At 39.8% G+C, this 26,392-nt stretch carries 18 protein-coding genes; 4 read left to right on the top strand and 14 right to left on the bottom strand.

Features of this window, described 5'->3' with window-relative positions:
• From ACL9RG_RS20705 to tssH, 14 genes are all read right to left on the bottom strand, one after another.
• Positions 1-2,189: type VI secretion system Vgr family protein (locus tag ACL9RG_RS20705; RefSeq protein WP_422794541.1), on the bottom strand; the 2,189-nt coding region annotated here is incomplete at its 3' end.
• Between the two features lie 42 nt (positions 2,190-2,231).
• The gene (locus ACL9RG_RS20700; protein WP_422794540.1) at positions 2,232-2,900 is read right to left on the bottom strand and encodes a hypothetical protein; all 669 of its coding nucleotides are present in this window, start codon (positions 2,898-2,900) and stop codon (positions 2,232-2,234) included.
• 43 nt (positions 2,901-2,943) lie between these two features.
• Positions 2,944-6,798 (bottom strand): type VI secretion system membrane subunit TssM, encoded by a 3,855-nt coding sequence (gene tssM / locus ACL9RG_RS20695; RefSeq protein ID WP_422794539.1) that lies wholly within the window; start codon positions 6,796-6,798, stop codon positions 2,944-2,946.
• An 11-nt stretch (positions 6,799-6,809) separates the two neighbouring features.
• Positions 6,810-8,183, bottom strand: a complete 1,374-nt coding sequence (gene tssL, locus ACL9RG_RS20690) for a type VI secretion system protein TssL, long form (RefSeq protein WP_422794538.1) — start codon at positions 8,181-8,183, stop codon at positions 6,810-6,812.
• Positions 8,183-9,529, bottom strand: a complete 1,347-nt coding sequence (gene tssK / locus ACL9RG_RS20685) for a type VI secretion system baseplate subunit TssK (RefSeq protein ID WP_422794537.1) — start codon at positions 9,527-9,529, stop codon at positions 8,183-8,185. Before tssK ends, tssL begins: the two co-directional genes overlap by 1 nt.
• 3 nt (positions 9,530-9,532) lie before the next feature.
• Positions 9,533-10,075 carry a type VI secretion system lipoprotein TssJ gene (gene tssJ, locus ACL9RG_RS20680; protein WP_422794536.1) on the bottom strand — a complete coding sequence of 181 codons (543 nt, stop codon included), beginning with the start codon at positions 10,073-10,075 and terminating at the stop codon, positions 9,533-9,535.
• 276 nt (positions 10,076-10,351) lie between these two features.
• Positions 10,352-10,837 carry an Hcp family type VI secretion system effector gene (locus tag ACL9RG_RS20675; protein ID WP_422794535.1) on the bottom strand — a complete coding sequence of 162 codons (486 nt, stop codon included), beginning with the start codon at positions 10,835-10,837 and terminating at the stop codon, positions 10,352-10,354.
• Positions 10,838-11,018: 181 nt separating this feature from the next.
• On the bottom strand, positions 11,019-12,518 hold the full coding sequence (tssC, locus tag ACL9RG_RS20670) for a type VI secretion system contractile sheath large subunit (protein WP_422794534.1): 1,500 nt from the start codon (positions 12,516-12,518) through the stop codon (positions 11,019-11,021).
• 17 nt (positions 12,519-12,535) lie between these two features.
• Positions 12,536-13,069 carry a type VI secretion system contractile sheath small subunit gene (gene tssB, locus ACL9RG_RS20665; protein WP_422794533.1) on the bottom strand — a complete coding sequence of 178 codons (534 nt, stop codon included), beginning with the start codon at positions 13,067-13,069 and terminating at the stop codon, positions 12,536-12,538.
• A gap of 151 nt (positions 13,070-13,220) precedes the next feature.
• Positions 13,221-13,808: a fimbrial protein gene (locus ACL9RG_RS20660; protein ID WP_422794532.1), complete on the bottom strand. Its 588-nt coding sequence runs from the start codon at positions 13,806-13,808 to the stop codon at positions 13,221-13,223.
• Positions 13,796-16,432, bottom strand: coding sequence for a fimbria/pilus outer membrane usher protein (locus ACL9RG_RS20655; protein ID WP_422794531.1), 2,637 nt, complete (start codon positions 16,430-16,432; stop codon positions 13,796-13,798). The genes ACL9RG_RS20660 and ACL9RG_RS20655 overlap by 13 nt, the downstream gene beginning before the upstream one ends.
• An 86-nt stretch (positions 16,433-16,518) precedes the next feature.
• Entirely contained in the window at positions 16,519-17,277 is a 759-nt protein-coding gene (locus ACL9RG_RS20650; RefSeq protein ID WP_422794530.1) for a fimbria/pilus periplasmic chaperone, read from the bottom strand.
• 138 nt (positions 17,278-17,415) lie between these two features.
• The gene (locus ACL9RG_RS20645; RefSeq protein WP_422794529.1) at positions 17,416-17,994 is read right to left on the bottom strand and encodes a fimbrial protein; all 579 of its coding nucleotides are present in this window, start codon (positions 17,992-17,994) and stop codon (positions 17,416-17,418) included.
• Between the two features lie 85 nt (positions 17,995-18,079).
• A complete protein-coding gene (gene tssH / locus ACL9RG_RS20640; RefSeq protein ID WP_422794528.1) occupies positions 18,080-20,725 on the bottom strand; it encodes a type VI secretion system ATPase TssH in 2,646 nt (881 codons plus the stop codon).
• 553 nt (positions 20,726-21,278) lie between these two features.
• Here tssH and tssF point away from each other — a divergent pair.
• The 4 genes from tssF (at position 21,279) to ACL9RG_RS20620 (ending at position 26,379) form a co-directional block, all read left to right on the top strand.
• Positions 21,279-23,165: a type VI secretion system baseplate subunit TssF gene (tssF, locus tag ACL9RG_RS20635; RefSeq protein ID WP_422794527.1), complete on the top strand. Its 1,887-nt coding sequence runs from the start codon at positions 21,279-21,281 to the stop codon at positions 23,163-23,165.
• A 2-nt stretch (positions 23,166-23,167) separates the two neighbouring features.
• On the top strand, positions 23,168-24,184 hold the full coding sequence (tssG, locus tag ACL9RG_RS20630) for a type VI secretion system baseplate subunit TssG (protein ID WP_422794526.1): 1,017 nt from the start codon (positions 23,168-23,170) through the stop codon (positions 24,182-24,184).
• Positions 24,185-24,300: 116 nt separating this feature from the next.
• Positions 24,301-25,374 (top strand): ImpA family type VI secretion system protein, encoded by a 1,074-nt coding sequence (locus ACL9RG_RS20625; protein WP_422794525.1) that lies wholly within the window; start codon positions 24,301-24,303, stop codon positions 25,372-25,374.
• Positions 25,375-25,380: 6 nt separating this feature from the next.
• Positions 25,381-26,379 (top strand): fimbrial protein, encoded by a 999-nt coding sequence (locus tag ACL9RG_RS20620; protein WP_422794524.1) that lies wholly within the window; start codon positions 25,381-25,383, stop codon positions 26,377-26,379.
• Positions 26,380-26,392 lie beyond the last annotated feature (13 nt).

Below are 26,392 nucleotides of genomic sequence, written 5' to 3'. Positions count from 1 at the left end.
GGCGGTGTCCACGGTTGCGTCAACGGCGGAGTTGGCGGCGGTGTCCACGGTTGCGTCAACGGCGGAGTTGGCGGCGGCGTCCACGGTTGCGTCAACGGCGGTGGTGCAGGAGGCGCAGGGGGTAATGGAGGAGCAAGAGGCCTTACCGATCGACAAGGTAAAGGAGGTAAACAACCAGGTCTACAGCCAATTAATCCTATGATTGCGCCCAGGCAGCCAAACAACCACAAACCACCGAAAAAACACCAAGGGCGAGGATTTAAATGGATCTGCCCTCCGCGGACAATAACTTTACAAGAGCCGAGGATCTTCACAACTCGGGCACTAATAGTCAGTACTCCGCAAGAACTTAATGAAAAAGCACCACCGGCGGATATTGATGCAGCCCCGCCAGAAGAAAATTGATGAGATCCACCGACACTAACCCAATGAGATCCCCCCACGCTTAAAGATTTGCTAGCACCTATGGTGCATGAATAACTTAAACCGACCGTTTTGGTAGCGAGAGCAGCGATATTTTTTACATAATTCGCAGAGACTTGAACATGTCGATTGGCGCCAATATTCAGCGTTGAATTGGCTCCAATTGTTTGGTGTTCATTTTTTTTGGTCAAGCGACTCATATTGAGTTCAGCTTGCTCCCAGTACTGTTCCTGACCAGGTTTATCCTCAAAACGAATACCGTTGAAGTTATGGCGTCCTCCACCAACGGTTCTACTCACCAGTCCACTTTGTGTTGCATTGGCGGGCAAATCCCAAGGTGGCATAGTGGCATTATTATACAAGCTACCAATTATAAGAGGCCTGTCGGGATCCCCATTGATGAAGTCCACAATTACTTCGTGACCAACTCGTGGTATATAAATGCCACCAAAGTTATTTCCGGCCCATGCTTGGCTAACTCTGATCCAGCAAGAATCAAATTCGCGATTTTCCCCGTAACGGTCCCACAGGAATCTAACCTTGACCCGACCATATTCATCAGTCCAAATTTCTTCTCCTCGTGGCCCCACAACAATTGCAGGCTGAGGCCCGCTGGTTTTAGGCTTATGAGCTAATTGAGGAGGACGATAGATTTTTGTCGTTGGCTGAACGGTAAATTTACATTCATATTTAAATTGAGCCTGGCCGGATAACTGCCCGACGTCTGATATAAGTAATTTGCTTGAAATAACCATATACTCACGATTGGCTTTCTCAACGGGAAATCCAACCAACTCAAAGTTAGTCCCGCATACAATGCCTCTAATCGCACCAGCCCCTTCAGCTCGATGACCTAAAGCACCTAGCTCCTCAATACGTATTTTCGCTAACTGTTCCCCTATGGCCGGATGATCATAGTCGCCAGGCCAGTGATAAATTTCAGATTGATTGAAACTGGTCTTTCGAGGCTTATTATCAATAGCTAATATATCTGCTCGCGATTTTGTAAAATCGTAATCGTTCGTTACCCATCGACCGGACGTTATTGCCTCTTGCAAATGAAATTTATTAATATGCTCTGATTCAAACTTCGGATCATCAGGATAATAACGAATGACATGATAGGCGTCACTAAAGTATCGTTTATGAGCACCTACATGGTCGACTAAGACCAATTTATGTTTTTGTTCATGATGCTCAAAGAACCAATATATCCCCCACTCTTCCATTATTCTCTGGATGAAGTTGAAATCACTTTCACCATACTGCACTTGGAAATCCATAATTGGATAACTAGCTGAAAGCCTCTTTTCAAACGGGAAGTTATACTCAGAGAGCACCTCATCGATAATATCTACAACATTTTTTTGTTGGAATATTTTGAAGTCAGAGGTCAAATCAGTGAGGTATAACCATGGGCGGATAATCAATTCAAATATTGCTTGATTAGCATCACGGCCGAGATATCTAGCACGTTGTACCAAGCCAGATATTTCTCGGTGTCCTTTTCCCAAGTTTATAAGGTTGCCTAATCCATTGCCATCCAGCTCTAACGTAACGGTCATTTCTTTACCAATCAGTGCCTTTAGATCAACATTCGACGCTGACTGCCATGGAATCGCTGGGTTAGCCGGTGTTTTTACCGTAAGAGCGTATGTATATAATGATGAAAATGATTCCTCACCATCTAAATCTGACAATATTAAAGCAGGTTCACCCAGCAAAATAGGCATTGCTGAACTACTCAAGCTAATTGTACGTGACATTCCAACACCTACTATTTAATTTATATTTTAATAATGACTAAGTTATGATTTATCATCGCTATCCAACTTGATTTTTTGAGAGTCGATTATCCTGCCATACCTACTTTGCCTCCAAAACCATGCATAATCTTCTGATTGAACACAGCCAGGCCAATCCGTCCATGGCATCATTTCAACCCCGCTACCAATATCGTGTTCGTAATCCAATTGAGTTAACTCTGAAAGCAATAAGGTAGATCTACTTTTAAATTTAAATTTTTCATTCAAAAAAATTGACTCCCATATAGGTGAGTATGATCTCTTTAATGCACGAACCCATGCCTGGACTGATGAAAAATCCTGATCTTCAATTTCCTTTTTAGATATATTTGCTAAAACCCTAGCCAACCAAAATGCAATATGAAAATTTGATTGTAAGTTTTTAATTAACCATTCATAAGAAACCTGAGAATGCAATACAAAAAAAGAGTAGGCACCAAATGAATCATGTAACATCAGCAGCGCACCAATGGTGTAGCTTTTACTTCTTGGGTAAAATGGAGGCAGCACAAAACACCAAGGGTAGAAATCAATACATCCTTTGTATAACCTCGAGTCAGAAAAATTAGACTCAAGTATGCCTTCAAAGAAATCGTGAATTCCCTTACTTTTAAACGCATGAGATTTCCCTTTATTAGAATAATTTTCTAACAAAGAGATGTGCATTGTCATATATTCCTCCATGGCTTGAAGATTATAAATATCCTATGCAATGTCATACAGTTCCCGGACATCTAAAACTTCTTAATAATTTCACACTTAAATCCCCATCATAAGATAGGCCAGACGTATCGATATAAATTCTTCTGTTATCTAATTTAAATGTTAAAAGCTTTTTTCCGCTAGTCGATGTTTTCACCTCCTGTGCACGGTCAATCCAATGTAATAAAGACCACGATCCTGTCATCATGACATTAGATGTTGCGGGTGAAACAGCGGGCTTTGCAGTTAAATATACAACGGCACCGAAACGGCTACCCGGCCATTTGAAGAAATTTGGAGTAACAGGGCCGTGTGCGTATCTCATATTTTCCCCATCAACATTAAGATTTATTTTTGTAATAGATGGATCCATGTAAGGAATATCAAGTGAGAAATTGATAGCCATTTTTTTCCTGCCATCATCCTGGAAAAAAGCACGTCGAATTTTCTCTGCTTGTTCAAAAACCTCTAAGTTGCCAGAACTAGCATCATCCAAATCCCCCTTATATCGCCAAGGGTGAAATGATGTATCAACTTTGTCTGCCAAATTTTTTTTAAAATATTCATCCACTAAACCATCTTCCGCAAAAAATCGCTCAAAATCGCTAACATTCACCTCTCGTTGGCTATTAGCAAATGGGTAACGACCTTTTAGGGTTTTCTTGCATACCTCACCGAGACTTAGTTCAATTGTTTTATTACTATTGGAGACAATTTTTTGATTAATTCTTTTATGAACGCCAATTAATAATGGCTCGATAATATTTCTGAATGGTTCTGGCCATGTAGTTGACTCCACACTGAGTTTTTGCCCAGAATCCGATAAAGACGGAGAGGTATCACCCTCTTTGATAGCATGGTCAGAAATAACTAGTTGGGTATATTGATCCCTTAACATACCCAGCAATGTGCTTAGCTGAGTCGCGTTGCTTGTTACATCATTACTGTCTTTTTGAGTTGATTGTACATTTCCCGAAACAAATTCTCTTAGAGCGCTAAAATGTCGATCGACGCCTTCAACGAGCATTTTTTTGTCACGAAAAGCGAGCACATTGTTAATTTTGGCAGCATTATTTAATGCTTGGCTATTAACATTAGGAATCTTAGGAACATTAACAGTACTTTTTTCTTGTACTGCTAATGTCGTTTCTTTGACAGCTTGCTTCGCCAAATTTACCAACGGTGAGTCAGCGGAAACTAAAGCGTGTAAAGCATAAATATCGAAAGATAGCCCCGCTCCTTTTTTACTCTGAATAGCACGATCTGATTTTAGCTGGATGCTACTCAACAGCATCTTCCATTGATAGGTATATTCCCGAAGATAAAGATTTAACACCTCATCTTTAACCGGATCAGACCATTGAGCCTTCGCTTTTCCAGCCAAATCACTTACGGTATGAAGTGAGGAGTCGTCTTTTTTCCCCATAATCCAGTTATCTTCCCCATGTAATTTTCCAACTGAATCATTAAGTTTTTTTTTAAAAACCTGATGATAGCCGGCATAAGTAAATAGCCCTGGAATACCATTATTTTTCAAATTAGTGTTAGCAACAGTAAGGATTTCACTGGTTTGCTCGCCAGTCATTTTACTTAATGTCATATTTGTCGGCGCATCGGCTTCCGAAATGACTTTGATTCTTTCATAAAGCCTCGTTGCCAACGTCTTTTTGTCTATAACATTTCTGACATATTTAACCAATTCGGGATCCATAGGTTGCCCATAAATGTCCCAATTAGGATGACCAAATAAATTATTTAAATGCGAAACAAAAATGCTCTTCTCTTCGTATGGTTCTATTTTCCCTGATGTTTCCCATTGTTGGGTGATGTTATTGACCATGTAATTTTGATCAAATTTCCCATCATTGAAAACCATTAAATACAGTTTAAACTTTTCATATATATCAGCGCTATTATCCCCTTCAAATACGGAGTTCTGCAGAAAATCGCTCGCACTTTTTTGAATCAATGGAAATAGCAAACGCTGTAAAAGATAGTGATATAAACCATCAGAGTCTTTTACGACATCTGAACCGGCGTATAAACCGTATCTAAAGGCCAGGTCAGGGTTAAGTACATTCAAGCCAGTAAACTCTGGCAAGCTCATAGACATTTTTAACAGAGAAGGTAATAGACTCTCATTAGATTTTTTAACAAATCCTTGTAGTCCATCATTAAGGTCATCAACTTTAATGTCAACCGCTCGAAGATAACGGGTATTATTGTAGTAGCTATTAACTATGCCATATAACAAAAAAATAGCTGCCGCGATACAAGCAGCATGCCCAAAGATGTTTTGGAATCTATATTGTGATTCAACTTTTAAATTATAACGTGCAAGTCCAGCATCTTTGATGATGATTTCTGAGAAAAGTTTTTTAAGAAAATATTGCCGACCATAAGCAACACCCGTTACTAACATCTCTGTATCATCAACCTGTTGGGATAAAGATGCTATTGAAGACGTTTTCTTATGATCCGCATAATTACGCCACTTTTGGATCAGCGTGCTATTATTTAATAAAGAAAGGTTGGCAGGTTGGTTACTGCTGGTAAAGTATATGCCTCGCAAAGTAGTATAACGCTGGGTTTCGTCATACCGGGATACAGAAAATATATTTTGTAGTACATCAGCAACACCTTGCGATAAAGCCCTAAAGTCCTGCGGTAGTGAATACATTTTTTTTCTGTCCGCAGTTTCATACTCTTCTTGCTGGCGCACATTCATATCATTTTCGATACGATTCTCTAATAGAGTAAGCTCTGCAACTACATGCTCTCTAAGTTCTGCGACCGAAGCTGTCATTTCCTCACCATATGGGAAGGTAACGCCCCAGATTTGCTCACGGTCTTCAGAAGTTAATGTTCTAAAATATTCAACAAATCCTGGAATTTGGTCCAACTTTGTCATTAAAACATAAACAGGAAAACGAACACCTAGCACGTTGCGGAGATCATCCAAACGCGCTCTTATTTTTGAAGAGAGATCGACCAATTCTGTCTTATTTCGCCCCATGACATCTGAGGCTGAAATGGTCACAATAACACCATTAATTGCCTTTATTGGACGATATTTTTTAATAGATTTAACTAATGTATCCCACTCAGGTTTATTTTCTTGAGTGTTATCCAAGTACTTTCCGGCCGTATCAATAAAGAGGGCATCATTGGCAAACCAGCATTCACAGTTTTTGGTTGGTAAGCTTTCTTTGCAAACTCGATTTAACTGCTCTGGCAACGGGAAATCTTGCCCTGACGACAAAATAACGGATGTTTTTCCTGCACCTTCAGGGCCAATAACCATGTACCATGGCAATTCATTTAATGAACCTTTTGATGTGAAAAAAAACCGCCATCTTGAAACATTTTTATGAATGCTCTTGATATATTTAGCTGCATTACGAATCATGGCAGCAACTTCTGTTACATGCTGTTCTGATTTATTGCCTTTATCGATAATATAACTATCTAATAATTTTGGGTTTTTTCTTATTGCCAGCAATAATCTCCAACATCCATAAAGTAATGTAATAAAAATTATACAAGAAATTGCAATGACTCTTGGCATAACTCCAATGAACGGGTAATGATTTCCAATTAACAAAAATGGAGTAATAACCCACGTCAAGCCACTGAGGATAATCGCCGCTAAGATGAATACAGGCACACTGAACCAGCGTCCGATTAGACATATTAGCGCAAGTGCAATGAATACAACTCGGGCATCAATTTTTTCTAAAGGACGTGTTTGACCGAAACCAAAAAAAGGTCCAAGAAACCAGATCGACGCAATGATTAATAGATAACATGCGATGATCATCAACTTCTTAGTGAATCGTATTGAAAATAACCTATTTAAAGAAGACATATTTAAACTCATTAATAAGTAACAAAAATTTCCACACGCCGATTCTTCGCACGTCCCTGATTATCATTATTACTACTCACAGGCTGAGCATCTCCAGCTCCCTGAATTTTTATTCTATCTTTTGGAATTCCTTCCTCGATAAAGTATTGAGCGACATCTGCAGCACGTTTTTCTGAAAGAACTTTATTGTTAGGAAATTCTGGCTTATGAATAGGCATTGAGTCAGTATGTCCAATAATTAATACGCTTCCATTTACGCGACGTACTTCCTTAGATACACGCTTTAAAACCTCTTCCATTTCTGGCTTTATTTGTGCTGAACCGACTAAGAATGTTGAATCCCCTTTAAATGTGATTTTCCCGTGACCTTTCTTTTCATCAACACTCAATAGCTGCTTTTGTATTTCATTTTTGAGTAATACAGACAATCGTAATCTTTGAGCAATATTCGGTTTAGCTACATTTAAATTCTGCATTGCATAAACATCTTGCCCTATTTTTCTTTCGTTGACAGAGATCCAATATTTACACCAAATAAAAGCAGTAACGACCAGAATGCCAGAAAATAAGGCAGTAACGCGAACTGGCATGCTAAATCGTTCTTTTCTCTTTCCGATTCGAGTTGCCAGCCCATTAGGAGACAGTATCGAAGGAGTCGTATCCCTTGTGCTTTGAATTATAATCAATAAACGTTGGCGAATTTTTGTCAATTGCCTATCACCATCATCGATGATGCTATAACGCCCTTCAAAGCCTAGGCCAAGAATTCTAAGCAAGACCTCAAGTACATCCACATATTCATGTGGATTCATAGACAAACGGCCAATAAGTAAAAAAAACTTATTGCCCCCATCATTATCGCCTTCAAAATGGTTTAACAAATTACTTTGTGACCAGCCAGCTAACAGTCCCCATTGTGTTGTATGGGCAGCCTCGTCTAAGGCTGTACATATACAATAACGGACGATAGCCATTTTCTTCCAAGATATATCCACTTCATCACATACGACGCCAAATAAATTTATTTCATTCATGAGGCTTTTTTTTAATATTTCGACATTCTCAATAATAGGTATTTCTTCAGGCATATCGCTTAAAGCACGTAATAAAGGTTGCGCCGCTTCTAACAGTGGGTTTTCTGCTGTTTTAACACTCAATGCTCTCTGCTGAACCCCCTCGGTCTTAAAAACATACTTATTACGTGGGTTTTTCTCTGCAGACGTGAAACCAGCAAGATCGTCAATATCAGAGATTTCAGGCGTCTGATGATAGTTATTCTGCTCATCAAGCAAGAATTTCCCCAGAGCTTGAGGATTATCATTCTGAGTGAAACCTTGCTCAGTCCCTAATGGGCTCTCTTGGCCGAGCTCATCGCTATCTTTCATTAGTTTCTTACTCCCCAAAGCTCCATTTTCAAGGCAGGGAAGTCACCCGCCACATGCAGTGCCATTGCGCCGGTATTAGCAATTTTTTCCCAAAACTGCCCATCCTTCACCAGCTCAAAATAGACATAACCAGAGCTATAAGGTATTTGTCTTGGTGGAACGGGCAGACTCTGCAAGACCAAACCTGGTAGATGTGAACGAACCAATTCGTGTAATTGTTGTGGTGCACTTATTTTGGTTTGTGCAGAGAAGTGCTGCTGCAAAACATCCATTGGTAGCTGTGCATGTACAGCCAAAACCAAATTAGAAAATGAACGCAATTCGCTTGGTAAAACAGATGCCGACCACACTCCGTTTCCTTTGGTGTGTAGCGGGATCATTTGCCCAGCGCGGACCAATATCTGGTTCAATAAGTCATTAACTTCATCAACCAATGGACGGATAGATTGATAAAGCTCTGCATGAACATAACCTGGCGCTGGTTTTGGCCTACGTGTCTTAGTGCGAATAAATGTTGATAGTTCTCCAGAGAATTTGGCTAATTCTTGATACAACATAATGGGTGGCAACTCAGGGATTTGCCTTAAATGATCTAAAATGGGTTCATATTTATTGAAAATTTGCAGCAGTAGATAATCCACAATTTCTGCACTAGCACTCGCCTTGCCATCACTACTAGACAAACGGCTGGCCAACATTTCGGCTCTCATTTTCACTAACCCATTCAAATGGGTTAGCCACTCTCCTAGCAATGCATTCGCAGCATAACCAGTGACAGGGGGGATATAATCGTCAAAATGCAGTAATACACTTCCATCAGGCTGTATAGCGCGTACTTTAGTCAGCGGTAAACCTATCCATGACTCTGTCATTTCGCTTTCAGAAACGAGTTTCAACCTTAGCTTTGCAAGCTGCACAGGCTTTGGCCCCTGACGAATTGAGTTGGTATCGTTAAGGTCAGTTTCAAATGCATTAAATCTTGCTAACGAGCTCATATCACGATCATTAAAAATCGTTTCATCGCTATTATCCAAGCGCAACGGGACGGCTAAGTAAATCAGCTTACCGATGTGCTCGGGCGCAATAGTCAGCGGCTCGGGAAAGTCAGCATGACCAGGAATATCGAAAGGAGTGCCATCTGACAACACACCACGCCCGGAACGTAATACTAATTTCCCATAAGATAATGCTTCTCTATCAATCTCATATTGTGCAAACCCCCAAAAAAATGGATTTATCGTTGCAGCTCTTTTATGTGCGTAATATTCTAAATAACGCTCTTGTTGTTGAAAAAGCTGTGGACGTAAAAATAGTCCTTCACTCCATACGACCTTGTTTGTTCTCACGTATTAGTCCATTTTTTCGATTGAAATCGCAAGTTTATGAATACTTACCTGTAATCTTCTCTCATTTTTAGGGAGTATTTTTTTATACCAGACTCGATTTACCTTTACTGGCAACATATAAACCTTATTCCAATCGGATTTATTTATTTCCCTATATGCTGCAACAACGCCAATAGCAATAGTATCGGCCCCCGGTTTGATATCGAGATTTTTTGATTCTCCTGGGCGTAATATGAATTCATTCATCTTCGCTATATCATTATTAACCAAGGGATCATCCCCGCCTGAAATCGTAAAAAAATCACTATTTTTAAAATTATCAACAGATTTCAGTTCATAAATATATACATTTATAGGTGCAGGCTGCCCATTAGTATTCGGATTTACATCCTCAGCAGTTACAATAACCGCCCTCATAGCGCTAGTATCCACCTGTGCAGAGTTAGTCTGACTCCCACATGCACTTAGCATCAACACCGTTAACATTATCAGTATGCAATGTAGAATATGGTCTTGATATATTTCTATTTTATTAATTATTAACATGCAATCACCATAATCAAAGAAATCCCGATAAACAACATCCGCAATGGATCATGATTATTGCAAACCATTGAGCGATATCGCCTATTTAAGTAGACATAAGTCAAAGAGAAAACCTGCCACAAAATAGTGGCAAGCTTTTATATATACCCTTCGTATTTGAAATGTATTGCTATGCCAGCTAACCATAATGACTTAGCTGAACGACTTACTTTAGTAAGTTCATCGAGATACGTATCACGAATAACACTTCAATTACTTTGATATAGTTTTTATTTATTACCCATGCAAGTTGGCTTTCACGTCATAGCTTGCAGAAATAACACCACACTTGTGGCCTTCTGCATTTTGCATTACGTAATCTTGTGTCATCTTGGTAAAGGAGAATTTCACATTTTCACGCGGGCGACTTTCGTCATCGACAGAACCTTGCATATTCACTTTAGTGATAATGACATCAGTAAATTTAATCGTAAGATATTCCAGAGGATTTCCACCTGCTTTACGAATAACAAACTGAACATTTTTGATATGCTTACCGGTCAAGCAATAGCTTAGGAGATTAGGGCTCGCTTTATCGGTATAATGCACGAAGCAAAAATCATCGACACTGGCTTTACCAGAACCGCCACCAGAACCACTGTGCATATTAGAATGTTGAGACACATCCCAATTCCAGGATAGTACTTCTATTTCATTTTTATGGACAGAATCTAATGCTTCACCTTCGATTCCGTCGATTTTGATAAACATATCTTGTGCCATGATGTTCCCCTTTAGCACGTTTTAAAATATTACACCAAGTGTAATAACCATAATTAGGAATATAACCCTGCATTAAAAAACAATGAGTGATTTACTCCAAATTAATTCCATAACTTAAAAAATAAAAAAATTAAAATAAATTATAGAAACACATTTATACGTCGTATTAAAAACCGTTATATCACGCTGAATTTTTCAGCGATGGCAATTTTGCGACCATACGAAGCGAAACGGTTAACCCTTCCAATTGGAAATGAGGACGCAGGAAGAATTTCGCTTGATAATATCCTGGATTTCCTTCGACATCTTCAACAACAACTTCTGCTGCTGCCAACGGACGACGAGCTTTAATTTCCATAGATGAATTAGCTGGGTCGCCATCTACATAATTCATTACCCAGTCGTTTAACCATTTCTGCATATCATCACGCTCTTTAAATGTACCAATTTTATCTCTAACGATACATTTCAAATAATGAGCAAAACGCGAACATGCGAATAAATAAGGCAGGCGAGCAGACAAATTAGCATTTGCTGTTGCGTCTGGATCATAATATTCAGCTGGTTTTTGTAAGGATTGGGCACCTATAAATGCAGCATAATCCGTATTTTTACGATGAATTAGTGGAATAAAACCATTTTTAGCTAATTCAGCTTCTCGGCGATCGGAAATAGCAATTTCTGTTGGGCATTTCATATCAATGCCACCATCGTCAGTTGGGAAGGTATGACACGGTAGGTTCTCTACCACACCGCCACTCTCAACGCCACGAATCAAGGTACACCAACCGTAATACTTAAAGGAGCGGTTGATATTCACAGCCATAGCATAGGCAGCGTTGGACCAAACATACTTGCTGTGGTCGGCGCCATCTGTGGTTTCTTCAAAATGAAACGCATCGACAGGATTCGTTCGAATGCCATAAGGAAGACGCGCCAGGAATCGGGGCATTGCCAGACCGATGTAGCGAGAATCTTCGGACTGACGCAGAGAATTCCAAGGTGCATATTCGAGGTTCTGCGTAAAAATCTTGGTTAAATCACGTGGATTAGCCAACTCCTGCCAGGAATCCATCTGTAAAACAGAAGGTGACGCTCCAGTAATAAAAGGCACATGGGCGGAAGCAGCTACCTTGCCGATCGATGCTAATAAATCGACGTCAGGTGCAGTGTGGTCGAAGTAATAGTCTGCTACCAGGCAACCATAAGGTTCGCCACCTAGCTGGCCATATTCCTCTTCATACACCTGTTTGAATAATGGACTCTGATCCCACGCAATCCCTTTATAGCGCTTCATATTACGGCGCAGGTCATCTTTAGAGATATCCATAAAGCGCAGCTTTAGTTTTTCATCAGTCTCTGTGTTATAGACGAGATAATGTAGACCACGCCAAGCGCTTTCTAATGACTGAAATTCTTGATGATGCAAAATCAAGTTAATTTGTTCCGACATTTTCCGATCAATCTCGGCGATAATCTCGGCAATATTTTTATAGGCATCATCAGAGAACATGACAGTATTAGCCAATGCTTGCTCTGCCAGCGTTTTGACCGCTCCTTCAACTGCTGCTTTAGCCTGTTCTGATTTAGGTTTAAATTCCTTAGTCAGCAGAGAATTAAAGTCGCTATAAGATGTTGCCGCGACCGTAGCTGGTTTACTCGTTGCTTCTTGAATCGACATAATTTCCCTCTACTCGATCATTCCTCAGGAACTTCATCACTCGCTGCTTTTTCCGGCTTGGGTGCTGCTGCCAGAGTATTAAGAAGCGTTTTGTCTTTTAGGACTTTCATAACCAGATTTTCAGCCCCAGCCTTACCATCCATGTAGGTCTGTAAATTGGCCAATTGTGTCCGGGCTTCAAGTAACTGTGATAATGAATCAACTTTTTTAGCAATAGCATCGGGAGAAAAACCATCCATGCTATCAAAAGTCATATCAACCATTAACTGACCTTCACCCGTTAATGTATTGGGTACAGCGAAGGCAACGCGAGGTTTCATTGCTTTCATGCGCTCATCAAAGTTATCAACATCAATATTGAGGAACTTTCTATCAGTTACTGGTGGTAGTGGTTCTAACGTTTTTCCAGAAAGATCGGCTAATACCCCCATGACAAAAGGAAGCTCGACTTTTTTCTCACTACCATAGATTTCTACGTCATATTCAATTTGCACGCGAGGTGCGCGGTTTCTTGCAATGAATTTTTGCGAGTTATTTCTGCTCACTTTCATGATTACCCTTTCATTATGTATTGTGAAGGACTCTAAAAAATTAATTATCTAATTTTTGATTTTCTTATAGGACCTGTATAGAAAATTAGCCATATCAGCGACTATGTTATAAGTATCTAATATGCTGTAGATCCACATCACCCCCTCACAATCATTTATAAATAAGATCGATACCTGCAGTAGACTTTACCAATCCTGACGTTACGGCAGAGTTTCCCTTCGCATAATAACTGGCTGTATAAAAATGCTTAATTTCTTCACTCGAGGATGGAATCTGGTAATCCTGTCCACTATCTGTATCATCTATTTTTATTTGAGACCCATTCTCTTTACGGATTCTAATTTGTACATTACGACTATTTTCACTGCCGGCATCATTTTGTAGATTTCCGGTTTCATTATCTGGCAAAGATATATTGCTGATAAATCTAACGGTAACGATACGATCAGGAGGACAGTCCTTCAACGCGATAGAAAATTGTGTCCCACCGGCTTCAACACCATCATGACTTAATCTATTAGTCGATAATGTAGGCATTGTAATAGTTCCGGAATTATTTCCACTATTAACTGATATATTGCATGTTGCATCCACATACTCACCTTTAAACAATACATTTACCCGGCAAGTATCACATGGCTGTGCGAGCCCATTGTTGAAATAGGATAATAGAGCTGTAGCCAATAACACCAAAAAAATATGTTTTTTAGTTGTTAATTTCCAGATCACAGGATACATGTCACCTCCACTTGCGTAATATTATTGTTAGTGGAATTCGATGTATTATGCTGCAGTTTATTCTGAACTAAACGGCACTTACCTTTCGCATAATTAACATGCAACGGATTCTGTATTGGATCCCAACCGCGCACAAAGGCCATCCCACTTTGCCCAATAATTCCCTGGCTTATTCCTTTTTCATCAAATAGCTCAGTCCCAATAGGTAAATAAGCATTTTTTTGATTGCGAACAATTAGAATTGATGGAACACCGATGACGGTTTTCATATTGATAGCTATCGCAGAACCCATTCTTGGTACCACTGTACTTTCACTCTCTAATACATCAACGGTATCAGGCAAACCTCGCGCATCAATAGATACAGAGTTTTCACGATAAGGCGTTAATGAAGGCACAATCGCATAGCCAAACCGGTCTATTTGCGCACCATACCCATTAAGTAATTTGGCCCCTTTACCACCAGGAACATCAACAATTGCAAAAGGATAATCCCCTAATTGAGGTCCTAATGTCACCCCTCCTTTGTGAGCAACAATACTGCCATTAGCCGACCCGGATAGCTGCCTTTGCGTACGATTATCAGCCGATGTTGTGAGCCCAAACTGTCCCATTGGTGAACGATAGTCAATGTTTGCACTAACAGATTCTTGTCTGGCTTGAGAATTATATTTTCCAACTGATGAACCTACACCGTAGCTAAGCTCATTTTGTTCACCTTGACTACCACTGGCGTTAACCTGGAAAGCCGTATTTTTATCGTTATCATGGCTAACTGTCGTATAAAGTGAGTCAAACAATGGACGTTTATTAGAGCCTCTGCCAAAGGGTATATTGATTGACAGCATGAAGGTATTATTCTCTTTTCTATTATCACTACGCGTACGCGTTGCACTTAAAGAGTAAGAGAAGTACTTCTCAGATTTATTATAATTAACTGAGAATTGCTTCGCTGACGATCGACCATCCCAATAGTTATATAAACTACCAGAAAAAGTAATATAAGCATCGTTCCACAAGCGTTGTCCCAGATTTAAAGAAAAACGCTGCTTAGCGCGGTAATTCGCACTGTAAGAATCATCGTTGTTACCGTATCGTTCAACACTGGCCTCTCTAAAGGTATAGTAACCCTCTGTAGAATATCGGTATGCTGCCAACATTAAATCAGTACTCGTATATTCGAGAAACTTATTGTAACTAACACTAAAACTGTTACCCGAGGCCTTCTTGTTTTTATATAAATCACTCTTAGCATGAGTGACATCAATAGATACGCCACCAACTGGTGTATTAAAAGCATTACCAAGTGCAAACGCATTATAATGATTTGAAATCTGCGTCCCGCCGTACAAAGTATACAGATTATTTATGCCGTACTGATATATACCTTGTATTATCTTAGGTCTGCTTCTAAGGAAATCCTCTCTTAATTCACCAACAGTTACATTAAATTGAGATACACCTGGATGTAACAACATTGGCGGAGCAGAAAAAGCTATCGATTGGGTTCGTCTTCTCCCATCGGCTTCAATAACTGTCATTTCTAAATCACCGCCATAACCCATCGCCCCAATATCATTTAATTCAAATGGGCCAGGTGTGACAACTGTTTCATAAATTACCCGTCCACGCTGAGTGACTCGCACTTTAGCGTTGGTTTCAGCAATTCCTCGCAAAATCGGCGTATAGTTCCGTACTCCTTCAGGCAACATGCGGTCATCAGATTGCAATTGAATACCACGCAAGCTGAAGCTATCGAACACGTCCCCTCTGGTATTACTATCTCCGACGGTTAATTGGCTTTTTAGGATGGTAATATCTGTTTGCGCATAGGTGTATAAACTATCCGTATGCGTGCCACTTTTTTTATCCCATGTTGTATTCGATCGCTGTCGAATACGCCAACCGCCAATGTTTGCACCGGTGACTAATCCAAGGTTGCTATTATATTCTTTTTGATGTTTATCATTCCGGTCACCAGTAGAAGAACGCGTAGTATAAACATTAGCATTATAATCTAAAAATATTACCGGAACGCCAGAATCCCAAGTATTAGGATCTACATACCCTCTAGGATGCTTAACAATATTAATTTGTGGAATGACAATATCTAGATTGTAATCCCCACCATCATAATTGACCTTACTATCTTTAATCATCTCTTCAAGCATCATGCATTTCTGAGATGATGCTTTCTCAGCATCTTCTTTTATTTCTTTATCATTTCCAGATAGTTTTATGCCCAAGCGTTGCATATCGGCTATTGTAAAACAAGCATGAGCATTTGATTTTCCGTTAACTGATTTAAACGCAACATTATATTTCCCTCGCCTCTGACCATTAATACTAACATTAACTGGATAAGTTCCTGGCTCAATCGGGTTGCCTTCTGAGAATCGTGAAACATCAACACCAGAACCATGAAGGAATGCCGAGTTGTATTCCATTTCGGCTGGTTCAGCCTGTATATTTTGTTCCGGTTTTGTTGCCATCACAGCCCATCCCTCTGGCATCACACAACTGCATGAAATACTCACAACAATACTAATAATGCCTTTAATTGAAAAAATAGTTTTGTGGCCGGTTCTTGTCCCCTGTTCAGTTGTTATTATTAAATGACGCACAGTCAGAAAACTCCCTTTTCAGCCAAATTTATATTTCAGGCTAGAATTAATTTATTGTTTGCTTATGCACAAGAATTAATAAATTATTATTGTTTTTTTATTAAAACCCCTTGCCCATTTTTGAAACTTACCGTGCCATCTACAGCAGCACCGTAGTCATTCAGCAACCTAAAACTAAGCTCGGTGACATTTACACTCGATGATATATTATTCCTCGGGTGGATTTCATTGCTGGAAAATGGTGAGATCATATCGATCTCCAAAGCGCCACTCTTATTTCCTGATTTAATGGATGCACTATCAAATGAAAAATAATAAGGCGTCGGATTTTCAACTTTAATGCCTCCTCCTTTTTTTCCACCACGAATAACACTCCACCTCAGCTTATCTAACTGATAGGCACTACTGCTCCCTAGCATTTTAGGCCGATAAAATATTTTGATCCTTGTTCTAAAAGCCAATTCCAACTTATCACTATTTTCCTCACCTTTTTCTACCGGTGGAATTTCTAGCATATTAAACCAAAATACGGACTCTTTATCTTGAGGCAAAGGCATACCATTATAAATCAGTCTTACACTTTGTCCCTTTCTTGGTTCAACTCTAAATACAGGTGGAGTAACCAAAAATGGCACCTTCATTTTATTAACATCATTATTGGTGCTACCATCATCAACCCAAACCTGAACTAATTCAGGCTTATTACCTTGATTGTTAGTTCGAACAACTTGCTCTCTTTCACTGCCTGGAAAAATAACTCTTGTACCGCTAATCGTCATTCCAGCAGAAACGCTGTTAGATAATAAAGCTAAAAATAGTGATACAACAATTCTTTTTAAAGACATAATGGTCACTTAAAATATATATAAATCATTAAAAATTACAAAGTGTACTGCGTGAGATCAACTTACACGCAGCCACTTGTTATCTGAATATATAGAATATTCTTAATTATTTAATTAAGTATTTTCTAAAGATAACGCTTATTTATACACCAAGCTATAAACAACCTGAGCCTTCACATCACCAGCGGTTGTCTTACCGGTAGCATAATAACCACCTGCATAGTTCAATGTGGCAGTTCCGCCGGTGCCTTCAGGCGCTCCTGCAGGCGCAGCAGTTATAGCAACTGTTTTGCTTGCCGTTCCTAATGCCAATTGTGTGTTATCAGCATCATATAAACGAACTTGAACATTTTTGGCGCCAGTATCGCTGGCATCTGAGTTAATTAAATTGCCCGTGGCAGGATCTTTTCCTGTGCTACCAAGTGCCTCAAAATGTGCCCCAATTTCAGTCACGTCAGGAGAGCAGTTGATGACCTGAAGTTGGAAACTGGTTGTCCCAGCGTAGTTGCCAGCAGTGGTCAATTTTTGAGTTGATAATGTAGGTAGTGTTACCTTCTTATCTTTAGATTCAGTATCAACTTGACAAGTATTGGCAGTCAGCTTACCTGTAAATGTGACAGTACCATCCCCCCCCATATCAGTTGGCATATCTGCATAAGTATTGGATGAAACTACGCCGAGTGCGATAATGCACATAGCTGTTTTAAATTTATTCATAATTAACCTTTGATTTATATATTTCGGTATAAAACAGTCACGAAAGAAAATGACATTACCGGTCCCTAATTACTCACCAGAACATTTAACATAAAGAATTGCCCTGATGAAATACAATATCAATCCCTTGACTTTTATCTTGACTCAATACCAAGCGAATAGTTTCACCCGATATTTCCTGTCCATTTTTTAAAACATAACGACCTATTTTTGGTGAAATATTTTGCTCAATAAAACGAATTAACATCCTTGCCCCAATTTCACCAAACTGACACTGTTCAGCTATATGCGCTACAACTTTATCATTGTAAGTCAAAGTCACATTACGTTGCTGCATTAGGCGACTACCAATCTTATCGAGATGCATTTTTACAATATGCTGTAATGAATAATCTTGGAGTGGCAAATATGGAATAATTCCTAGCCGTCCCAGGAATGCAGCTGGGAATGTTTTCAATAATTCAGGCTGAAATATATTTCTTAATCCATCAAAGTCTGGTGCTGTATCAGGGTCTAAATATAAATTTGTTATTAGCTCACTACCGGCGTTACTCGTTAATAATAAGATGGTGTTTTTAAAGTCAATATAACGGCCTTCACCATCTTCCATCCAACCTTTATCAAAAACTTGGAAGAATAATTCATGGACATCTGGATGTGCTTTTTCAATTTCATCCAATAACACAACACTATAAGGTCTGCGCCGTACTGCTTCCGTTAATACGCCGCCCTCGCCATAACCAACATACCCAGGAGGTGAACCTTTTAGCGAAGATACCGTATGGGCTTCTTGATATTCACTCATATTAATGGTGATAAGATTTTGTTCACCACCGTATAACTGTTCCGCAATAGCAAGTGCAGTTTCCGTTTTACCAACCCCCGATGGCCCAACGAGCATAAATACCCCAATGGGTTTTTGAGGATCCCCCAAACCAGCACGTGCGGTTTGAATACTTTCACTTATTAAATCCAAGGCGTGTTGTTGCCCAATGACTCGCTCGGCGAGACGATGTGGGAGTTCCATCACTGCACGGACGTCATCTTTTAGCATTTGCCCTACAGGAATACCGGTCCAATCAGCTACTATGGCGGCAATAACTTCGGTATTAACTTCTGCCTGAACTAAGGGCTGTTCATGGCGGGTTAATTTGAGTTTCTCCTCCAGCTCAGCGAGCAAACTCCTATGAGCAACAATACTTTCAGGTAACGTCGAATCTTCCGCGCTCATCTGATGCAATTCTTGCCTGGCTGTAACTAAAGCAGAGACTAGCTCTCGTTCTTGCTGCCAGCGTAAATTAAGTGATTCGGCAAGCACGGACTGCTCACTAATGCCTGATTGCAATGCTTCTACACGGCTATTGTCACCTTTACCGAACTGTAATGCCTTCTCAATCAAAGAGAGCTCTGTCTGTGCAGTTTCCATCTTGAATTTAAGTAGCTGCAGCTCGGTTGGTAATGCGTGTTGTGCAACGGCGACACGGGCACAAGCGGTATCAAGAAGGCTAATCGCTTTATCTGGCAACTGCCGAGCTGGGATATATCGATGAGATAAACGGACGGCTGCTTGCAGCGCCTCATCCATTATCCAGACACCATGATGCTTTTCGAGCATAGGTATCAAACCACGTAGCATCGATGTTGCAGTATCCTCGCAAGGTTCAGCGATTTGCAGAACCTGGAAACGGCGAGTCAGAGCAGGATCTTTTTCAATATGTCGTTTAAATTCACTCCAGGTAGTCGCGCCAATAGTACGCAACTGGCCACGTGCCAACATGGGCTTTAGCAAGTTCGCGGCATCTCCGGTTCCGGCAGCGCCACCGGCCCCTATTAGAGTATGTACCTCATCAATGAATAATATAATTGGCACCGGGGAAGCAATGGCCTCTTCGAGCACCGCTTTGAGGCGCGCTTCGAACTCACCTTTCATGCTAGCGCCTGCAGACAGAGCAACAATATCCAATGCCAGCAGCTTTACTTTCGATAACGCAGGTGGAACCTCACCGGCAACAATGGCCAGCGCTAAACCTTCAACTACGGCCGTTTTGCCAACGCCTGCCTCACCAGTTAATAGAGGATTGTTTTGGCGGCGACGCAGCAGAATGTCCACCATAGTACCTATTTCAGGATTGCGTCCTAATACCGGATCAATTTTACCTGCATGTGCTAATGCCGTGAGATCGGTAGAATATTGCGATAAGTGATCGCTATTTTTAGCAGAACTAATAGCATTACTTGCCTCACCTGGCATGACACTTTCACCCAGCATACTACCATCGCTAGCCGTCTCACCTGACTCACAAGACGACTGGGTAATGTAATTTAAATCCTTACTTAAAAGCTCTAACGGAATGCGCTCAAATGCTGGAGATATGGCAAATAATGCCCGACGCAGTTCCATCGTTGTCAACATTGCTAACAAGAGATGGCCACTACGAATGCAATTGTCAAAACATTCTAGACTGGCATATATCCAGCTGCGTTCAATTGCCAGTTCAATTTGATATGAGAAATCAGAAATCGAGCTCGCCCCCATTGGCAAACCAGATAAAGCCTGAGCAAAGCCCCGCTCCATTAAATCAATATCGATTTCAAAATGTCTGGCAATATTTTTTAAGTCACTATTATCTTGTTGCCATAACTGATTTAACCAGTGAACCATCTCAACATATGGATTACCACGCAACTTACAGAGTGTCGTTGCGCTTTCAATACTTCTGAACAATGTCATGTTCAGTTTTCCAAATAAACTCTTCCTTGTGATGGCCAAGCTATTCACCTGAGTCCTTTTCTCAAACTAGTAATAAATACTAGTAATTTCGAATCCATGAATGATTCATTTATGCTAATCAATAATTACAAAAAAAAAAGAAAAAACATCGTCCACAATCATTTTTAGGAATATCGCCCGAATTATAATCCTATTTTCAAAAAGGAAAATAACGCAACATACTATTACTACAGTAGTTTTATAAAAAAATAAGAAAATATCTATAAAAAACACGAATGAAAATTAATTACTCATTGAGCCATTATTGATGACATGCTATAAAACCACCCACAAAATAGTCATGATTGAGGAGCTATCCATTTTCTTAAAATGATGGCATCTACCGTCAGGAAAAACCCATCAAAAACTGTTTAAAAGTATAATAACTAAAATTAATAAATAGGGATATTTCCACGACATTGGAATTTCACTCTAATGTATGCAGACATAGCGTGAACAATAGAGTTTGCGATAGATAATTGGATGGTAAACATGGAATTGTTGGGGAATGTAAGTGGATCATAAATTTCTTGATTATTACAATCAAGAACTCACCTTCATGAGAGAAATGGCGGGTGAGTTCGCCGAAAAACATCCTAAAATCGCCAGCCGTTTAGGCATGCATGGTATAGAGGTTGCGGATCCTTACGTCGAAAGATTGATAGAAGCATTTTGCTTTTTATCAGCAAGAACTCAGATAAAACTTGATGCTGAATTTCCCAAGTTTACGCAAAGGTTATTAGATGTCGTTTATCCAAATTACAATTCACCAACCCCTTCAATGGCCGTTGTTCAGCTAAAACCTAATTTGAAAGAAGGTGATTTAGCTCGCGGATATAAAGTACCTGGCAATAGTGCGTTTTATACTAAAATCGCATCCGGAGAAACGACCAGATGTGAGTTTCGTAATAGCCAAGAAGTAACCTTATGGCCACTAGAGATCAGCGATGCACGTTTAACATCCATTCCTCCTGATATGCCTAGCCTCGAAAAGTATCGAATCCCACAGTCCAAACTCAAAGGCGCCCTGAGAATTAAACTCAAACTTTTGGGAGATACAGATACCGTGTTCTCACAATTGTCAGGATTAGACCGCTTACCCATTTATATAGATGGAGATGAAAGAGTCGTTTCTCACATCTTTGAATTATTACATACCAGTAATGTTGCCACGATCGTCAGAACAGAAAAATCTACGCCCCCGCAAAGTGAGGTTATTAGTCAACAACCGTTATCATTTGAAGGGCTAGAACCAGAGCAGAGCTTACTACCATTATCGTGGAATATGTTTCATGGTCATAACTTGGTACAAGAATACTTCTCTTGTCGCCAGCGATTTTACTTTTTCACGTTGAATCATCTTGCCGAAAAACTTAAAAGCAATAACACCAATGAAGTAGAGATCATTATTCTGCTTGACCGATTACCTCAAGAGCTGATTGGTCATGTTATTCCTTCTAGATTTCAATTATTTTGCACACCGGTAATCAATCTATTTCCCAAAAAAGTAGACAGAATTGAAGTCAACAGATCGCTAAATAATTTTCATGTTGTTCCCGATAGAAGCCGTCCATTAGATTATGAAATTTACTCGGTAAATAAAGCATTGGGCCAACAAGCGGAAAAAAGCGAAGAAGTAGTATTTAATCCATTATTTCAGACTAGAAATTCTGATTATGGCAATTTTGGTCGTTACTTTTCTATAACAAGAGAAGCCAGAGGGCAAAATGAAAGTAAGAGAAAATATGAGACAAGGACACCTTATGTTGGCACAGAAGTATTTGTCTCATTAGTCGATCAACAGGAAGCACCTTACAAAGATAATATACGCTACCTTTCTATTGAAGCATTAGTCACGAACAGAGATTTACCCCGTTTAATTTCACGTAATGGTGGCGTTGATCTGACAATGTCTGATGCTGTGCCTATACATGGAGCTACCTTTGTTTGCCAGCCCAGTGCACCAAGGGCACCATTCGCTGTGGGCGAATCGGCCTGGCGCCTAATTAGGCAACTCAGTTTTAATTACATCCCTCTTTCAAATACGGATCATGGATTAGGGGGCGAATCACTGCGCAATATGTTGAGACTATTCATTAATGATTCCGATCATGAGTCGCTTGTTCAAGTCAATAGCCTGGTCGGTTGTAAAAGTGAACCCGTAATAAGACGTTTGCCTGGAGATGGTTTGCTAGTTTATGGCAGGGGTGTGAGCTGTATTGTAACAGTGGATGAAGAAGGATTTTCTGGCATCAGCCCTTATTTGTTTGGATTGATCATGGAAAATTATTTATCACGCCATGCCGCAATCAATGTTTTTACTGAAACTGAATTACATTCGATGCAAAGAGGATTGGTCGGACGTTGGAAAGCCCGCCCAGGAAGACGAGGAGCCTTATAGCCATGGAGGTTACTTTTTCAATGTCCGATTTGTCCTCAAAATTGAGCGTGTGGTATCAAGAAGAACAACCGTGGAATACTAGCTTTATAACGGTAATGCGCGCGATTGCAGCCAAGATCCCCGATATGCCTCCTATTGGCGAAGCCACGCTTCCTGCACAAGAGCCGTTTCGATTAGGCCAGCACGCGCATATGGCATTTTCACCGAGAGAGGTTTCCAATATATCTTGGAAAAATGGGAAACTTGAGCTGAAATTATTTAGCTTAGGCGTGTGGGGAGCCCAGGGAGCTATGCCCTTAAACCAATCTGAATTGGCTTATTCGCGCTCTGAATTACATGACCATACGTTAACCGATTTCTTGGATATTTTTCATCATCGCGCTATGTCGCAGTTATACCGTGCGTGGTTTGTATCACAAGATACCGCCTCTTTAGATCGACAACAGGATGAGCATTTCTCATTCTATATCGGTAGCCTCATAGGGCTAGATCCAAATGAGTTAGACGATACACGTTTACCTATTCATGCTCGCCTAGCCTCATCTGCCCACCTTATCCGTGAAGCACGTAACCCGGAAGGCTTACTCGGTGCATTACATTATTACTTTGAAGTCCCGGTTAAGATTGAGGAGTTTTCACTGCAGTGGATCTTCTTAGATAAAAATGATTGTAGCCTTTTAGGTGATTCAGCCTCGGCGATGCTACTAGGTGATGGCGCAATATTAGGTAATACGGTTCAGGATAGACAACACAAATTCAAATTAATATTCGGCCCATTAACTTTGCAGCAATATCTGCACTTTAGCCCATGGGGCCAGGATTTACCTACATTACGTGAATGGGTAAGAAGTTTTGTTGGGTACGAATACGCGTGGGAAGTACAACTTGTTTTAGCGCATGATGAAGTCCCCCAGGCAACATTAGATGGTTCACACAGATTAGGCTATGCAACTTGGTTAGAAAGATATGAGTGCATGAATCCCGTATCTGGTATGAGTTTTGAGCCAGAAATGTATTGATAGTAATAAACTTTACCCAGTTAATTAATCGTAGATAAGCGGTTACATAGCCCATCCATTATCATTTTTAATATAACGAATAGGCGCGAGTGAAATGTTCATAAAGGGATTTAATTATGAGTGAAGGAACCACAACTCAGACCTCAAACTATTATCAGCATGCACTTCAGGCCATTCACGTAGAAATGCCTTGTGGAGAAAGCCTCGAATATGATGCAGATTTTATTATGCTACAGTCTAAACTTCAGCCAAAGCACGATGTGGAATATGGTAGTTTTGTAGAAACTGCTGAGCCGGTTAATTGGACTGAAATTGAGCACGACGCTTTTAAAATATTTAAAAAATGTAAAGATATACGTTTAATTATCATATTAATGCGCTGTCGTTTAAGGCAAGTTGGGATCCTTGCATTACATGAAGGATTATTGACGTTAAAGTCTTTATTAGATATTTATCCAAACGACCTTCACCCGCAATTGGTAGATGAAGGAGAATTTGAACCATTGATGCGGGCTAATGCCTTTGCAGAATTAGATGATGCCAGTGGATTTTTAGCTGATTTTAGAAATCAATTATTACCTAAAGCCTCAGGACTACAAATATCTATAAGAGATTTTGAGAAAGCAACATCAACGCCGCGAGAAGAAAATGCTCTCAGCGATACCACATTGTCATCTTTACTTTATGAATGGAATGAACATAACGAAAAAGATGTTATCTCTTTAAATCACTCTTATCATATATTGTTAGATATTAAAGAATGTCTCATAGAGACACTTCGCGAAGATGCGCCTGACTTTATCAAGCTGGGAAACATATTACGTTTTTTCTCTAGAGAAGAAAATATTCCATCGCCGGAACATGCCAATTATGAGGTAGTAAATACCGCTAGTGAAAATAAAGACGTAGTTATTGAAGAGAGGATTGAAGCTTCCATATCTGATGAAAATATTAATCATATAGTAACAGAGAGAAAAGCATCACCGAAAGAATGCAGAAAGATCGTGAACAGAGATGATGCGATATCAAGAATGAAAGAAGTACGTTCATGGTTTACGACCATGGAGCCAAGCTCCCCAATCATCCCATTGTTAGAATTGGCCGAAAATAGTGCAGGAAAAAGCTTCTCTCAATTGTTAAAAAAATTTCCATTAGAAATAGTCTCAAATTTATATTTTGAAGAGGAGTAAGCCAGAATGCTAAGACATATACTAATACTAGTCGCAGGCATGTTTATAATGGCGAATGCAGGAGCCAGTTGCACACTAAAGAGAGGACACTCTACGGTATTAACAATACCAACTGAAACAATAATGATTTCTGCCGATGCCGCCGTTGATACTTCAAAACCAATTGTCCAATACGACTCAAGTAAGCTCTCGGCTAATATTGGTTACGATGATTGTACGAATGGGACTGCATTTGGAGGAAATACAACTGACCTCAATAGTTCAAATGGTGGGCTATTTGCAACAAACATCCCAGGTATTAGTGCGAAATTATTAGTGTTTTATAATGCTTCTCGTTCTGACACTATCCCATTCGAGAAACATATGCAATTTTCAGGAGGAGAAGGAACGGGAACGGCTGACTTCAACGCCGGTTTTTTTTATAGGGTAGAGTTTTATAAAACCTCAGCTAACCTTGGATTATCATCATCTCCAGACAGTAATAATATCGTATTAGGTACAGGTGAACGGGCATATTTCTATGTTATAACCCCATCGCCATCATCGTCAGATTTAAAACTAAATATTGGCGAAATAAAAATATATAGTACCCCGTCATGCACAATAGATAAGACAAAAAATATTGATTTTGGAATCGTTACGAAAAAAGACCTAACATCATCGGGTATAGAAAGAAATCTAGACTTTAATTTAACATGCAAAACTGATTATGGAAGTTACTCAGCGACAGCATCAATTTCAGCAACAGATCCATCCTCTGACTCCCAATACATAACAGTAAAGGATGCTACTGGTAAAAATAATTCATTAGGGATAAAAATAAGTGATAGTAAAGATCAGCCAATGCTGGTTAATGGAACATCAACAGAAATCAAAAACAACATAAATAGCAACACTCCGGCTCAATTTAACTGGAAAGCAAAACTAATACCAATTGACGGTGCCTCACAACCAACAAGTGGGAAATTCACTGCTCAAGCCGAAATTATTCTACAAGTAAAATAAATTATTATGAGGG

The organism is Rouxiella sp. Mn2063 (genome assembly GCF_049319665.1).
Classification (GTDB): Bacteria; Pseudomonadota; Gammaproteobacteria; order Enterobacterales; family Enterobacteriaceae; genus JBMOUD01.
Note: the sequence above shows the minus strand (reverse complement) of the source record. Positions and strands in the feature narration are given on the sequence as shown.

Bases quoted from the DNA above. Each gene is read 5' to 3' on its own strand.
- ACL9RG_RS20700 (WP_422794540.1), bottom strand. From the start codon at position 2,900: ATGACAATGCACATCTCTTTGTTAGAAAATTATTCTAATAAAGGGAAA.
- tssM (WP_422794539.1), bottom strand. From the start codon at position 6,798: ATGTCTTCTTTAAATAGGTTATTTTCAATACGATTCACTAAGAAGTTG.
- tssL (WP_422794538.1), bottom strand. From the start codon at position 8,183: ATGAAAGATAGCGATGAGCTCGGCCAAGAGAGCCCATTAGGGACTGAG.
- tssJ (WP_422794536.1), bottom strand. From the start codon at position 10,075: ATGTTAATAATTAATAAAATAGAAATATATCAAGACCATATTCTACAT.
- ACL9RG_RS20675 (WP_422794535.1), bottom strand. From the start codon at position 10,837: ATGGCACAAGATATGTTTATCAAAATCGACGGAATCGAAGGTGAAGCA.
- tssC (WP_422794534.1), bottom strand. From the start codon at position 12,518: ATGTCGATTCAAGAAGCAACGAGTAAACCAGCTACGGTCGCGGCAACA.
- tssB (WP_422794533.1), bottom strand. From the start codon at position 13,069: ATGAAAGTGAGCAGAAATAACTCGCAAAAATTCATTGCAAGAAACCGC.
- ACL9RG_RS20660 (WP_422794532.1), bottom strand. From the start codon at position 13,808: ATGTATCCTGTGATCTGGAAATTAACAACTAAAAAACATATTTTTTTG.
- ACL9RG_RS20650 (WP_422794530.1), bottom strand. From the start codon at position 17,277: ATGTCTTTAAAAAGAATTGTTGTATCACTATTTTTAGCTTTATTATCT.
- ACL9RG_RS20645 (WP_422794529.1), bottom strand. From the start codon at position 17,994: ATGAATAAATTTAAAACAGCTATGTGCATTATCGCACTCGGCGTAGTT.
- tssH (WP_422794528.1), bottom strand. From the start codon at position 20,725: ATGACATTGTTCAGAAGTATTGAAAGCGCAACGACACTCTGTAAGTTG.
- tssG (WP_422794526.1), top strand. From the start codon at position 23,168: ATGGAGGTTACTTTTTCAATGTCCGATTTGTCCTCAAAATTGAGCGTG.
- ACL9RG_RS20625 (WP_422794525.1), top strand. From the start codon at position 24,301: ATGAGTGAAGGAACCACAACTCAGACCTCAAACTATTATCAGCATGCA.
- ACL9RG_RS20620 (WP_422794524.1), top strand. From the start codon at position 25,381: ATGCTAAGACATATACTAATACTAGTCGCAGGCATGTTTATAATGGCG.